Source organism: Alkalibacillus aidingensis (assembly GCF_014595945.1).
GTDB lineage: Bacteria > Bacillota > Bacilli > Bacillales > Alkalibacillaceae > Alkalibacillus > Alkalibacillus aidingensis.
In genome coordinates this window covers 871,832-885,814 of the sequence record NZ_JABXWU010000001.1, presented here as the reverse complement: position 1 = coordinate 885,814, position 13,983 = coordinate 871,832, and the positions used below count along the sequence as shown (strand labels likewise).

Below are 13,983 nucleotides of genomic sequence, written 5' to 3'. Positions count from 1 at the left end.
AGATAACTAGAAAGATCGATTACAGGAGGGATTACCATGCCACGTGTTAAAGGTGGAACAGTTACACGTCAACGTCGTAAGCGTACGTTGAAACTAGCTAAAGGTTATTATGGTTCGAAAAGAACGTTATTTAAAACAGCAAAACAACAGGTTATGAAATCAGGTCAGTATGCATACCGTGATCGCCGTCAGAAAAAACGTGATTTCCGTAAATTATGGATCGCACGTATTAACGCGGCAGCACGTATGAACGACATTTCATACAGCCGTCTAATGCACGGTTTAAAGCTTGCTGGTATCGAAGTAAACCGTAAAATGCTAGCAGACTTAGCAGTGAATGATGAAAAAGGTTTTGCTCAGCTAGCCGACAAAGCAAAAGCAGCTTTAAAATAAACGTTGATTAAAAGCTTCTCCTAAATAGGGAGGGGCTTTTTTTGTACTAAAGATGATGCTTAACTTATTTGAAGAAAAATTTCCTCAACAAGAAGGTTACGAGATTCAAGTCACAGAGTTTCAAACAACAGGTAAACGTATTCAAGACTTAGAACACTACTTGCAAGCATAATTCGGAGGTAGACATGCAAAAGAGAGAAAAAATAACAAAGGATAAGCGTCTAAATAATGAAATAAAACTAGCAGTATTTTCATTATCATTAATGATATTTACGATTATACTATTAGTTTTGGAAAGGTGAGTTAAAATATGATAAATACGTTTACAACAGAAGAAGACGTAAAAAGATTATTAGAAAAGCGAAATGAAACGTTAGAATACATACAGACTTATGACGATAAACCTCGAAACAACCATCTCTCACGAGTGATTGCTCATAGTGAGTCAGAAGAGTGCTATATTTTTTATATTTATAACGGTGATTATAACATTCTCACAGTACACAGGTACTTTAAAACAATGAATGAGGCTAGATCCTATAATGAGTTTAGATTTAAACCGTTATAGAACAAGGCTCTAACCATTAAGCTTGTCTTTTCGGTTATTATGATAACATGGGCATGTTGCAACTTAGAAACGTTATCGAACAATTCATTTTTTAACACACACATTATTTAAGAGAATCAGAGATGGTTGGGTGATTAAATGAAGAAAAAAGCAGTTATTGCCACAATCATAATATTTCTTTTATCCATAATAGGAATGTTTACCTTGACGAATGATGAACAAGGAATATATACGCATACCAACCACCACTAATTTTGCGTGATTATACATGAACGGTAAGAACATCATCACTTACTGGATATCTAATTTTCAAAAGTATCTTCATAAATATCATGTTTTGAATAATTTAAGTAAGTATTTATAATATCATTCACTTCGTCTAACGATAAATCAGGATTTTCCTGTTCACTTAGGTTCGAGTGCAATTCTTCTTGAGCTTCTGATAAGTAATCCCTAATCGTTTCTAACAACGCTAAGTCATCATCATCAAGCATACCATTTTCATTCATTGGTGGAACTTCGGGGCCAGGGTAAAAATTAACTCCATATAAAAATTCAGCCGCATTAAGAAAGAATTTGCTAATATATAGATCATTATTCATCAAGGTTCTTCCATACGTAATAACAGAATTAGCTTTCCGTAGTTCTCTATCGGTTTCCCGTAAAAACGCATCCAAATCATCGTCTTTTGGTTGCATTTCGATTAAATAGTCAATGCGGTTTATAGAATGTTCGTGCGCAAAATAAAAATAGTTTAAAAATAGTTCCCACTGTCTTTGTTCTTCTTTATATTGATTAATAAATTGATAGGATAACATTCCTACAACTAAAACTAATACAACCATAAAAACTCGAACAACCTTTTGCTTTCTAGATTTAAACATATTATTCCCAACCTTTTTATCAATTCAATATTTCAAACTCAAATATTATGTTATCTAAAATCTTATTAATATTCTATATAATATTCCTATAATTATATATATTCAACATAAATCGAAAAAAAAAGCGAGATAATTAGAAGTAATATTATTACACACGCCTAGATGTTGAATCAACATATGACCTAATTATGATATGTTTGATTCTAATAGAAAGGAGAGAGTAATATGAAAAAAATTCTTGTTTTATTAATGGGTATTCTATTTATGTTGGGTGCAATTAATGTTCAAGCTGACCAAAAAATTGTTTTTTCTGGTGAAGCGTATTTGGACATCCCTCAACGAGATTGGACTTCTTTTGATGATGTTAAAAACATTAAGGCAAGGGCTTCATTTGACGATTTAAGTTTAGAGAACGAAGAGTTAAGCTTAGATGGTTCTATTACTTATGATGGCACTGAATTCGCAATTAATTATGATTTAGAATTAATGAATAGTGTTCAAGACGCAAATAATGCATTTATGCTCGTTTCAGATGAAAAATTACTTAAGGAAGATAACGGAGATGACTTAAAGTTAGTACATGGGGCTATTAGGAATGAAACTCCAATGAATAAAGCATTGATTAATAATAAACTCAGGGAAAAACCAATGATCAGTTTATATTTCTTCAATGAGAACACTAATGATCTATTAATGTTTGAACAACCTATACCTGGTAAAATAAAAAAACAACTAGATTTGATCGACCCAAACTCCCTGGGGGAAACAAATACTGACCTGTGGGAACACAGAGTTGTTGAACCAAGGTTTGAGAGTGGTGATAATATAAGTCCGATGGCTGCTGAAACTAGAACAATTTCTAAGTATGCGTACTATGAAACAGCATTTGGTTTAGCTACGCATTATATTGAACTTTCACTTCATGGTAACATGAATAGTTATCCTGGAAACTCTGATACTCAAGTTAGTAGCATAGTAGAAGTAGAAGAGGCTTATGCAAGAGCATCAACAGGTGAACAAGAAAATGGCTGGTCTAATATTAGAGCTACTCCGACTCAGCATTGGGAAACTGTAGACCTAGGAAATGGAAAGGATCTCTTTTTTGAAAAGAAATTTGACGGTGATTTTTCAGGTAGTGCACCAGAAGTTTCACTTTCAATAGGGTGGGGCCCTTTGTCCACAAACCTTTATAATACTGGTGATCATCTCCCTAACGATTCAATCGAGCGTGGAGGGTTCGAACTAATTAAAGTTGAGCATGATGGAGACTATAACGTTTCTACTGAGAGTGATTATAGTGGGTCATATATCAGAGATGTAGAACAAAAGTATGATACTGCTGTAAAAGTTAGAAATGAGGATGGAACTCGTGGCCCTAGAGCAGTGAGATCAACATGGACAGTTGATTTTGAAGCTGTAAATTACGATGGTAATTTAAGTTCAGAAATTGCAGTAGTTTATTTAAGGTACGATAGGCAGTTTTAATAAGAAGTCAGCCATTATGGCTATTTGGGACTAGCGACAGCCTTTAGATTTTTATTATAGTTTGAATGAGCGCTGCTTGACCTAGGTGGCATATAAAAAACGTTTTGAACCTAAAAATTATGCAATACAAGAGTAGTATACAATAATGTTGTAAATATTCAACATTCTTGTATTATTTAAAAGAATTTCATCTTAGAAATATAAATAACAAATAAAAGCCTTCCTTAAACATACTAAGGAAGGCTTTTCAAGCGTATTTCTATTTAATCCAATGTCCCTAAATCATCCTCAATTTCACCATTTGTGCTAACGTAATCATGTGTTGAAGTGACTACAGTTTGAGAAGCAACTTCTTGTGAATTGTTAACTGCAACAGGCATTAAAAGAGAAATAGTAAATAATATATATAGGATTTTCTTCATATTGACCCTCCTTGTATACTCTGAATTAATTATATATCATTATCATAAAGACAGTTTCTGTCACTTACTCTTGTTTGGTAAAAAAATAGGCATTAAAGATTCAAATAGATTAGTAAGTTTTATTTTCAATAACAATAGTTATATTTTAGATTAGAAAAGGGAGTGTGTAAAAATGGATCGCCAAGGGATGGGCGAAAGAATTACGAATGCTTTATGGGCTTTCACAAAAAGAGCTATCAGAAGGAATATGTACCCAGGCATATATTAGTAAAGTAGAAGCGGGTAATGTTAACATCGCATCCGACATATTATATCAACTTACTGAGCGTTTAGGAGTAGATCCTAATTATTTTCTGTTTTCTTCATATAATGATAAATTTGATTATATGCTTGAGGTGGAGAAACAGGCACGACTCCTAGTAGAAGAAAAAGATTATGAATCACTAAGAAATTTAATAAAAGCAGAGGAAAACAGCCCATTGATTAAATTCCACTACTTTAAGCAATTGATCATTTGGCATAAAGGCATCTGTATTAGGTATATAGATAATGATTTAGACAAGGCGCTAAATTTACTCTATCAATCTTTGAAATTATCAAAGACAAGCCACAAAACAATCTCTCAACGTGAAGTACAAATTTTTTCAAACATCGGAAGTGTTCTTTCTGAGAAAAAAGATTATCCTGCTGCTATAAGTACATATGAATCAACGATAAGTAAATTAAAAACTATACCAAATTATGATATCAACGTAGAAACAAGTTTACTATATAACCTTAGCAGAGCTTATTTACTCAATAATGAAGTAGAGAAAAGTCTTGAGAATAGCCGCAAAGTAATTCAATTATGTGAAAGACATCTACTTATTCAAGGACTAGGTCATTCTTATTTTATACAAGGTCATTGTTATAAGGAATTAGGTAAGCTAGATCAGGCAAAGGAAAGCTTTGAGAAAGCCAAAAACACCTTTGATTTAACCAATCAAAAATCTTATTTAGCAAAAGTAGTGAATCAGTTAAATAAACTATAATTCAAAGCTCACCCATTCAATAAATAACAAGGGAACCTTTCTAATCTAACGATTGTTCATTTATGTACAATCGTTTTTTTATATAACTATGTTTATGTTTCAATTGAAAAAAAGGAGTAATTTGACGATTAGTGTAACTTTTTTGCACACAAACACACACCTTATACAGATAATTCTCAATTATATAAAAACTGGTATATTAACATTAAGCTTTATCGGGAGAGAAAAAGTATCAACTTTAAAAGAATACTTGCATAATATTAATTTTGGTATTACTCTATTTATTTTGCTTTTGATACAACCTAAAAAATACAATGTTTCAGTTTAAACTAAATTAGCCTTTTTATTTAGTTCGATGTTTGCTAAAATATAACTATACTATTATTCTTTTCTTTTTAATTTTTTTGACGCTACTTCTTCCCCTAAAGAAGTATGCCGTTATTTAATATTAGACAACCTTTGGGTTGATTGATTGAATACACTTGTTGTGTCATCAAACAGCCAAATAGGTTGTCTTTTTTTGTATTTAAGAAAAGATGGTAGTTAATAATAACTTTGCAAGGGAGGTATAGGTGTGCAAGATTATGGCATTCACATTTATGATCAAGATGATTCATGGTTTACCGTGGAGCTCTATGAATCTACACCAGACAACGGTTTACAAATGGTTGACCGTGTGCAAGAGGTTAACCGTGATGTAGCTGATAGCTTCATGTTGAAGGTAACTGAAGGTTATAACCTTCATCGTGATACGCCGGTTACATATTACTTGATCAGAGAACATTATCATCATAACAAAGTGATAACAATCAAATGGACTTTGGTATAATTGATGAATCATATAATAGAAATAGGTGTTAACATTGATTGAAACCTTAATAGTCTTAATTCTTTTAATAAGTTTGGTAGGAATGGTTATTATGGGGATTGATAAACAGTTTGCCCGAGCTAAAAAGAAAAGAATACCAGAAAAAACGTTATGGAAAATTGCTTGGTTTGGTGGGGCAATTGGCATGTGGATTGGTATGCTAGTTTTTCGCCACAAAACTAAACATCTATCGTTCAAGCTGGGGCTTCCATCATTATCTATTATTTGGCTTGTCCTATTAATCCTTCTTGTGTCATAAAGGCTCGTCTATTGTCATATCATTAAGTGAATAATTGATTAAATGGGGGGAAGTTTATGGAGGATATTATTTCCTTGGTTGACGAGTTTGATCATCATACAGCTTTATTGGCACCAGCCGTCTTCATTCTTTTCCATATTATCCGCCCATTCTTATTCATACCAGTAGCTTTTATTTGTATTACAGGTGGTCTATTCTTTGGTATCACTTACGGAGCAATCTATTCGTTAATAGGTGTTACTTTGTCCAGTATTTTGTTTTATTTTTTAATGCAGTCGATGCCTTCATTAAGTGCTCGGTTCAGTCGCTTACGTGAAAAGATGTTTGGGCAGCACCAACAATTAAGTGTGCCTCAAGTTATATTATTACGCGTAACTCCATTTATCCATTTTCATTTAATTTCATTACTGATTATTGAAATGACACGCAACTTTAAAGAGTATACGAAACTTTCCGTCTTATCGAATATTCCTTTAGCAATAATATATACAACATTTGGTCAGTGGATCCAATCTCTACAATGGCCTTATATTATTACGTTATTGATCGTGATCTTGATGTTATTTTATTTATTAAGAAGAAAAGAGATCGTTGTGAAATGGGAAGATTTCTTTGCAACTCAGCCAGAAAGGTGACAAAATAGTAATGAAGGATAAAGGGGGGTGGTTTAGCTTGGATTGGAATCGACTTTATGAGTTGCAGGAAATCTTAGATAATCGAATTATTGAAACCATTTCTAAAAGTCGTGAGGATGTGCAAGGTGATAAGTACCTTGCCTTGATGGTTGAAATAAGTGAGTTAGCCAATGAGACAAGGTGTTTTAAGTATTGGAGTCAAAAAGGAGCAAGCGAACGAGAAGTCATTCTTGAAGAGTATGTTGATGGAATCCACTTTTTATTATCAATAGGGATCGATTATGATTATCGATTTGATCAAGAGAAAATTGACTTATGTACATATCCTACATTGACAGAAGCGTTTCACCAGGTGTATGACCAGATTGCAAGGTTCAAAATGGATCCTACAGTAACTAATTATAATCGATTGATGAATGAATATTTAACAGTTGGTGACATGCTTTCATTCCAAACTGATGAAATAGTACAAGCTTACTTAGATAAAAATGAAGAGAATCATCAAAGACAAAGTCAAGGGTATTAAGTGAAAGTTCTGTCTGGTCTAACAAGTATCACGGCAACTAGACAATCAGTACTTGCGTTACCTTAAGAAATGTCAACTTCAGCTCAGTACGATGGTCTCTTCACTTAATCAATTGAGAAAACCCACTAAAGACGTTATAATAACAAGGTGTCACAAAATTTTAAAAAAGGAGGAAGCAGACATGGCAAAATTAGATGAACAGTTAACCATGTTAAAAGATCTAACTGATGCAAAAGGGATTCCTGGAAACGAAAAAGAAGCACGCGAAGTTATGACTCAATACATAACCCCTTATGCGGATGAAGTTACAACAGATCATTTAGGAAGCTTGATTGCTAAAAAGGTAGGGCAAGAAAACGGCCCGAAAATTATGGTGGCAGGCCACTTAGATGAAGTTGGCTTTATGATTACACGCATAGATGACAAAGGATTCCTATATTTCCAAACAGTTGGTGGTTGGTGGAATCAAGTCATGCTAGCACAGCGCGTTACGATTGCAACTCGTAAAGGTGATGTGACAGGTGTGATTGGCTCTAAACCTCCACATATTCTTTCACCAGAAGCTCGTAAAAAACCAGTAGAAATTAAAGACATGTTTATTGATATTGGGGCTTCTAGTAAAGAAGAAGCTGAGGAATTTGGTGTCCGTCCTGGTGACTCAGTCGTTCCTTACTTTGATTTTACAGTTATGAACAATGAAAAGTTACTACTAGCTAAAGCCTGGGACAACCGTATTGGCTGTGCGATCGCTATTGATGTACTAAAGGAACTTCAAGGTGAAAACCACCCGAATGAAGTGTATGGTGTCGGTACGGTACAAGAAGAGATCGGCCTACGCGGTGCGAGAACTTCAGCTCACGCAGTCCAGCCAGATATTGGCTTCGGTGTCGATGTTGGTATTGCTGGGGACATGCCAGGTGTTTCCGATAAAGATGCAGCAGCTAAAATGGGAGATGGTCCACAAATTATCCTATATGACGCCTCAATGGTTTCACACAAAGGTGTACGCGACTTTGTCGTAGAAACGGCTGAAGAAAATGACATCCCATTCCAGTATGATTCTATGGCTGGTGGTGGTACTGACTCAGGTTCAATCCATCTAACAGCAAATGGTGTACCTTCATTATCCATTACTGTACCAACACGTTACATTCACTCTCATGCTGCAATGTTACATCGCGATGATTATGAGAACGCAGTGAAGCTTATTGTTGAAGTAATTAAGAAGTTAGATCGTGAGACAGTCGATAAAATTACTTTTGATTAATTAAAAACACCACTTCGCATTATAGCGAAGTGGTGTTTAACTGTAATTACAGCTTACTTACTTCGGATTCTAATGTAGTTAATACGGTGTTTTTCTCTTCTTCAGATGCATGTTCCCAAAATATTTCAAATAACACACCAAGACCTGGAAGCATCTTCTCTTCACCACTTTCAATAGCATCCACTATTGTAGCTTCAAGCTGTTCTTCATTATTTCCAGCAATATTACTTTTAATAGCATGACGTAAATTTAAATCCATTTGAACACCTCAATTCTCACTTTTGGCTATAGTTTGACCAGAGTGTACATAACTATGTATGATAGATAAAAAACGATTAGGAGTAATAATAAAATGATCGAATCCAAACAAAATCCTCGCGTGAAATACTGGAAGAAATTACATAAGAAGAAATACCGGGAAGAAGAACAGTGCTTTTTAGTCGAAGGCTGGCATTTAGTTGAAGAAGCCATCCATAGTGATTGGCAAATTCAGGAGTTGATCATATCGAATCAAGTTGATTATCCAAGTGAATGGGAATCTGAAAAAATCCAATTGGTTAGCGAAAATGTCTTGGACGAAATTGCTCAAACCGAAGCATCTCAGGGTGTTATCGCTGTCGTTCAACAGCATGAAATAGAGCACAATCAAGATTTCAACCGTTTATTGTTGATAGATCAAGTTCAGGACCCTGGAAATGTTGGTACCATTATACGTAGTGCACTGGCCTTCGGAGTTGATGTAGTTGTTTTAGGAAAGGGAACGGTTGATTTGTTTAATGATAAAGTGATTCGTTCTACTCAAGGAGCTTTTTTCCATCTCCCTGTTGTAAGAGCTGATTTAAATGACTGGATTCATCATTGTCAGGCTAAGAACATAAAAATATATGGAACAGCACTAGATCAATCAGCTCAAGCTTTACCTAATGTCACCCCACTTGAGAAGTTTGCTGTTATTGTTGGTAATGAAGGGGATGGTGTTCAACCGAAAGTTCTTGAACAAGTAGATGAGACCCTGTATATTCCTATTGCCAAAGCAAGCGAATCCCTTAATGTTGGGATTGCAACAAGTATCGTGTTGTATCATTTTAGTTTTAATTAATGTTTTGGCTCGATGGTTGAATATATTGATGGATAGAGAATTCGATTGAACCTTACTTAGAGGGGAGAAATAACCATTTGGAGGAGAAAAAGAAACAAATAATTATAAAAGAAGTCATTTCTTGGGGCAAAACGATTGCTATAGCAATTGTTGTTGTTCTTGTCTGTCGTTATTTCCTTATGACACCCGTTTCTGTCCAAGGTGAATCCATGTTCCCAACTCTTGAGCAGAACAATAAACTTGTCGTTACCAAAATAACTCCGTTAGAAAGATTTGATTTACTCGTTTTTGACTCACCAGATCACGATGATGAGCAATACATAAAAAGAATTATTGGTTTACCTGGAGACACGGTCGAAATGCGTGATGATGTCTTAATTGTTAATGACGAAGTTTATAATGAATCTTATGTCAATAAAGAAGTTGATGGGGAAACCCCGGAGAAAATAACGAATGATTTTACGCTAGAGGATCTAACGGAACGATCTGTTGTACCTGAAGGTCATTATTTTGTATTAGGAGATAATCGTATGAGAAGCCGAGATAGTCGAGACTTTGGATTTATAAGTGAAGACCTTGTTATTGGTGAAGCTAAATTTAGATTTTATCCATTTACTCATTTCGGTGTCGTAGAATAGAAAGGTCTCTAAATATACGACTTGATTAATCCAACATTTTTCTCTATAATATTTGTTTAGAAGAAGTGAATATAAAAAGCAATGAATGAGTTCAGTAATCTTTCGGGTAATTCGTTTACAGGGATGAAGTGTCTTGGACTGAAAATACTTCAAGCGAACGAAAAGATGAATTTCACTCAGGAGCTGGCGCTTGGACCTTATGGATCATAAGTAAAGGTGACCCGGAGCGAATCCGTTAACATGAATGAAGTGGGTATATATCATTAATATACCAACGAGGGTGGTAACACGGAATACAACTCGTCCCTTATTTTTAGGGGGCGAGTTTTTTATATGCTTTGGTTTGTTAAAAAAATCTTTATAAATCGGTAATTTAACAACACCATTTGCCTAAAAAAGGAGGAGCTAGACGTGAAGGAACGATTACAAACGTTAAAACAAGAAGCATTAGATCAAGTTAATTCAGCTTCTGATCAAAGAGCGTTACAAGATGTAAAAGTTTATTACTTAGGTAAAAAAGGACAAATTACAGATGTTCTTAAAGGAATGGGTAAGTTATCAAAAGAAGAACGCCCAGTTGTTGGCCAATTAGCCAATGAAGTAAGAGATGAGATCACAGAAGCCATAGAGACAAAACAACAAACATTAGAAAAACAGGCAATCGAAAAACAGCTTCAAGAAGAAGCAGTGGATGTCACTTTACCAGGTAAGCCATCTCAAATTGGTGGCTCTCATTTACTAATGAGTGTCATCAGAGACATTGAAGATTTATTTACCAGTATGGGTTATCAGGTTGCAGAAGGTCCTGAGGTGGAGACAGACTATTACAACTTTGAAGCCTTAAACTTACCAAAAGGACACCCGGCTCGAGATATGCAAGACTCTTTTTACATTACTGAAGAGTTATTAATGCGTACGCATACTTCACCGGTTCAAGCCCGAACCATGAACAAACACGAAGGTAAAGGTCCCGTTAAAATTATTTGTCCGGGTAAGGTGTATCGCCGTGATACGGATGATGCGACCCACTCACACCAATTCACACAAATCGAAGGGCTTTATGTCGATGAAAATATTCGCATGAGTGATTTAAAAGGAACGCTTAATGTTCTGGCTAAGCATTTATTTGGTGAAGACCGTGAAATTCGCTTACGCCCAAGCTTCTTCCCATTTACAGAGCCATCCGTTGAAATGGATATTTCTTGTAAAGTATGTGGGGGAGACGGTTGTTCTGTTTGTAAGAAAACAGGGTGGATCGAAATACTAGGTGCAGGTCTTGTTCATCCAAATGTTCTTGAAATGGCAGGCTTTGATTCCAATAAATATTCAGGTTTTGCCTTTGGTATGGGGCCTGAAAGAATTGCAATGCTTAAGTATGGCATTGAAGATATCCGTCATTTCTATACAAACGATGTCCGTTTCTTAAAACAATTTCACCGTGTGTAAAGGAGGAGAAAAGAGATGTTAGTATCAACCAATTGGTTAAAGCAATATGTCAATTTGGACCATGTATCGGTGAATCAACTAGCCGAAGATATTACTAAAACAGGTGTGGAAGTTGAGCAAGTGATCCCACCATTAGTTGATAGTGAACATTTAGTTGTTGGATATGTAAAAGAATGTGTTCAACACCCTAACGCTGATAAACTAAACCTATGTCAGGTCGATGTTGGTAATGGAGAGATTGCCCAAATCGTTTGTGGTGCCACAAACGTTACAGAAGGTCAGTACGTTGTTGTGGCTAGACCTGGAGCAGTTTTGCCAGGTGGGTTTAAAATAAAGAAAGCTAAACTACGTGGTGAAGCTTCTGAAGGGATGATTTGTTCGCTTCAAGAACTCGGTATTGATGAGAAGTATATCGACGAAAAATACAAAGATGGCATTTACGTTATTGAAGAAGAAGTTAAAGCTGGTCAATTAGCAGCACCATTACTGAATTTAAATGATCATATTATTGAATTTGACTTAACTCCAAACCGTGCTGACTGTTTAAGCATGATTGGTGTAGGTTATGAGGTTGCTGCAATCTATAATCAGGAAATGAAAACACCTGAATTAAATTTAACGACAGCAGATGAACAATCTAGTGATTATATTTCAGTTGAAATTGAAGACGAACAGGCTAATCCTTATTATGGTGCGTGGATTATTAAAGATCTACAGGTAAAACCGTCCCCACTTTGGTTACAAAATCGCTTGATTAGTGCGGGCATTCGCCCAATTAATAACGTGGTTGATGTGACTAACTACGTATTACTTGAGTATGGTCAACCATTACACGCATTCGATTATGAGCGATTTCAATCAAATAAAGTCGTTACTCGCTTAGCGAAAGACGGTGAAACAATCAAAACGTTGGATGGTGAAGAACGCACGTTAACAGCTGATCAGCTAGTCATCACAAATGGGTCTGAAGCTCATGCCATTGCAGGTGTCATGGGTGGAGAGCATTCGGAGGTACAAGAGGATACGTCAACCGTGCTTCTAGAGGCTGCTTATTTTGAACCACAAACCGTACGCCAATCGTCTAAATACCATGGCATTCGTAGTGAAGCGAGCATCCGATATGAAAAAGGGCTCGATATCACTCGTGTAAAAGAAGCTGCTACTCGCGCGGCGCAACTACTCGCTGAACTAGGAGAAGGTCAAGTTTTAGGTTCGATCGTAGAGGCTGGTTCAACAGAGTGGACAAATGATGTCATTACATTTAATCAGGTAGAAATGGCTGAGAGAATTGGGGCGAATATTTCATTAGAGAATATGACATCTATTATTGAACGTTTGCGTTTTGATTATGAAGTGAATGGTGAAGATATTTCTGTAACGGTCCCACCACGCCGTCGTGATTTAAAGATTAAAGAGGATATGGTAGAGGAAATTGCGCGACTGTACGGATACGACAATATTCCATTTACATTACCAACTGGTGTGATGAATCAAGGTGGATTAACGAAACGTCAAAAACATTTACGTGCCGTACACGGTTATCTTCAGTCTTCAGGTCTTTATGAGTCAGTAACTTACTCTTTAACAACTGAAGATAAGGCTAATCAATTAGTTAGCCCCGAAGTTGAAGTGTTAAATGTCAAGCCAGTTCGCTTAGCAATGCCAATGAGTGACTTGCATAGTCACTTGAGGCTAAGTGCTGTTCCTGAACTCATTTCTAGCCTTCAGTATAATGTTGCTCGTAATCAGTACAATGTCGGTCTATACGAGGTTGGGTCCATTTATACACAAACAGAAGGCGAAGGAACGCAACCAACAGAACGTCTTCGTGCATCTGCAGCCATTACAGGTCTTTGGGAAAATCACCCTTGGCAAGGAGTCAAAAAACCTGTAGATTTCTTTGTCATTAAAGGCATTTTAGAAGGCTTGTTTGATTACCTTAAACTTAATGATGTTGAGTTTGAACAAGCTAACTTAGAATCCTTACACCCAGGACGTACAGCTGTCATAAAGTTATCAGGAAGTGTTGTTGGTTATGTGGGGCAACTACATCCAATGACGCAAAAGCAATATGACATTCAAGAAACTTATGTGTTTGATTTGGATTTAGAAACCATTCTTGGTGCGATGGACGAACGTGATGTATATGAACCTATCACAAAATATCCTGCGATTGCTCAAGACTTAGCCTTTGTGGTGAGCCAAGATCTTCCAGCAAGAGTGCTTGAAGAAGCGATCATGGAACAAGGTCAACCACATCTAAAGTCGGTACGTGTTTTTGATGTTTATGAAGGTGAGCATATGGAAGAAGGTAAAAAATCGATTGCATTCAACTTAATTTTCCAAAACAACGAGCGTACATTAAAAGATGAGGAAATTGAAGAAGCGAGAAAGAGTATTGTTAGTTATTTAGAACAACAGTATCAAGCAGTTTTAAGAGGATAAATAAAAGCTGAGTTTAA

The 13,983-nt window shown here is 35.8% G+C and carries 16 protein-coding genes and 1 other annotated feature; of the genes, 13 read left to right on the top strand and 3 right to left on the bottom strand.

All coding sequences use genetic code 11. The features are described from left to right. Nucleotides 1-36 precede the first annotated feature (36 nt). Both rplT and HWQ49_RS04620 read left to right on the top strand, forming a co-directional pair. Nucleotides 37-393 carry a 50S ribosomal protein L20 gene (gene rplT, locus HWQ49_RS04625; RefSeq protein ID WP_188206377.1) on the top strand — a complete coding sequence of 119 codons (357 nt, stop codon included), beginning with the start codon at nt 37-39 and terminating at the stop codon, nt 391-393. A 310-nt stretch (nt 394-703) separates the two neighbouring features. Next, nucleotides 704-961, top strand: a complete 258-nt coding sequence (locus HWQ49_RS04620) for a hypothetical protein (protein ID WP_188206376.1) — start codon at nt 704-706, stop codon at nt 959-961. Nucleotides 962-1,263: 302 nt separating this feature from the next. On the opposite strand, the gene HWQ49_RS04615 is transcribed toward HWQ49_RS04620, so the two are convergent. Continuing rightward, nucleotides 1,264-1,845, bottom strand: a complete 582-nt coding sequence (locus HWQ49_RS04615; RefSeq protein WP_188206375.1) for a hypothetical protein — start codon at nt 1,843-1,845, stop codon at nt 1,264-1,266. 225 nt (nt 1,846-2,070) lie between these two features. Here HWQ49_RS04615 and HWQ49_RS04610 point away from each other — a divergent pair, with 225 nt between their 5' ends. Then, entirely contained in the window at nt 2,071-3,330 is a 1,260-nt protein-coding gene (locus tag HWQ49_RS04610) for a hypothetical protein (protein WP_188206374.1), read from the top strand. 263 nt (nt 3,331-3,593) lie between these two features. On the opposite strand, the gene HWQ49_RS04605 is transcribed toward HWQ49_RS04610, so the two are convergent. Continuing rightward, on the bottom strand, nt 3,594-3,752 hold the full coding sequence (locus HWQ49_RS04605) for a hypothetical protein (RefSeq protein WP_188206373.1): 159 nt from the start codon (nt 3,750-3,752) through the stop codon (nt 3,594-3,596). A gap of 206 nt (nt 3,753-3,958) precedes the next feature. Between HWQ49_RS04605 and HWQ49_RS04600 the strand changes: the two genes are divergently transcribed. The 6 genes from HWQ49_RS04600 (at nt 3,959) to HWQ49_RS04575 (ending at nt 8,338) form a co-directional block, all read left to right on the top strand. Next, complete coding sequence (locus HWQ49_RS04600) at nt 3,959-4,783, top strand: helix-turn-helix domain-containing protein (RefSeq protein WP_188206372.1); 825 nt, start codon at nt 3,959-3,961, stop codon at nt 4,781-4,783. Between the two features lie 574 nt (nt 4,784-5,357). Beyond that, the gene (locus HWQ49_RS04595; RefSeq protein WP_188206371.1) at nt 5,358-5,612 is read left to right on the top strand and encodes a hypothetical protein; all 255 of its coding nucleotides are present in this window, start codon (nt 5,358-5,360) and stop codon (nt 5,610-5,612) included. 82 nt (nt 5,613-5,694) lie between these two features. Then, nucleotides 5,695-5,910 (top strand): DUF1294 domain-containing protein, encoded by a 216-nt coding sequence (locus HWQ49_RS04590; protein WP_188206535.1) that lies wholly within the window; start codon nt 5,695-5,697, stop codon nt 5,908-5,910. A 56-nt stretch (nt 5,911-5,966) separates the two neighbouring features. Further along, the gene (locus HWQ49_RS04585; protein WP_188206370.1) at nt 5,967-6,545 is read left to right on the top strand and encodes a TVP38/TMEM64 family protein; all 579 of its coding nucleotides are present in this window, start codon (nt 5,967-5,969) and stop codon (nt 6,543-6,545) included. A gap of 37 nt (nt 6,546-6,582) precedes the next feature. After that, nucleotides 6,583-7,071: a dUTP diphosphatase gene (locus HWQ49_RS04580; protein WP_188206369.1), complete on the top strand. Its 489-nt coding sequence runs from the start codon at nt 6,583-6,585 to the stop codon at nt 7,069-7,071. A gap of 181 nt (nt 7,072-7,252) precedes the next feature. Further along, nucleotides 7,253-8,338, top strand: a complete 1,086-nt coding sequence (locus tag HWQ49_RS04575; RefSeq protein ID WP_188206368.1) for a M42 family metallopeptidase — start codon at nt 7,253-7,255, stop codon at nt 8,336-8,338. Between the two features lie 46 nt (nt 8,339-8,384). Here the strand turns inward: HWQ49_RS04575 and sspI are convergent, their stop codons facing one another. Further along, a complete protein-coding gene (gene sspI / locus HWQ49_RS04570) occupies nt 8,385-8,597 on the bottom strand; it encodes a small acid-soluble spore protein SspI (protein WP_188206367.1) in 213 nt (70 codons plus the stop codon). A 93-nt stretch (nt 8,598-8,690) separates the two neighbouring features. Here sspI and HWQ49_RS04565 point away from each other — a divergent pair, with 93 nt between their 5' ends. The 4 genes from HWQ49_RS04565 to pheT all read left to right on the top strand — a co-directional run bounded on the left by HWQ49_RS04565 (nt 8,691) and on the right by pheT (nt 13,966). Then, complete coding sequence (locus HWQ49_RS04565; RefSeq protein ID WP_188206366.1) at nt 8,691-9,437, top strand: TrmH family RNA methyltransferase; 747 nt, start codon at nt 8,691-8,693, stop codon at nt 9,435-9,437. Between the two features lie 77 nt (nt 9,438-9,514). Further along, nucleotides 9,515-10,075 (top strand): signal peptidase I, encoded by a 561-nt coding sequence (gene lepB / locus HWQ49_RS04560; protein ID WP_188206365.1) that lies wholly within the window; start codon nt 9,515-9,517, stop codon nt 10,073-10,075. A gap of 72 nt (nt 10,076-10,147) precedes the next feature. Further along, nucleotides 10,148-10,386, top strand: a binding site (T-box leader). A 100-nt stretch (nt 10,387-10,486) separates the two neighbouring features. Next, complete coding sequence (gene pheS, locus HWQ49_RS04555; protein WP_188206364.1) at nt 10,487-11,521, top strand: phenylalanine--tRNA ligase subunit alpha; 1,035 nt, start codon at nt 10,487-10,489, stop codon at nt 11,519-11,521. A 15-nt stretch (nt 11,522-11,536) separates the two neighbouring features. After that, nucleotides 11,537-13,966 carry a phenylalanine--tRNA ligase subunit beta gene (gene pheT, locus HWQ49_RS04550; RefSeq protein ID WP_188206363.1) on the top strand — a complete coding sequence of 810 codons (2,430 nt, stop codon included), beginning with the start codon at nt 11,537-11,539 and terminating at the stop codon, nt 13,964-13,966. Nucleotides 13,967-13,983 lie beyond the last annotated feature (17 nt).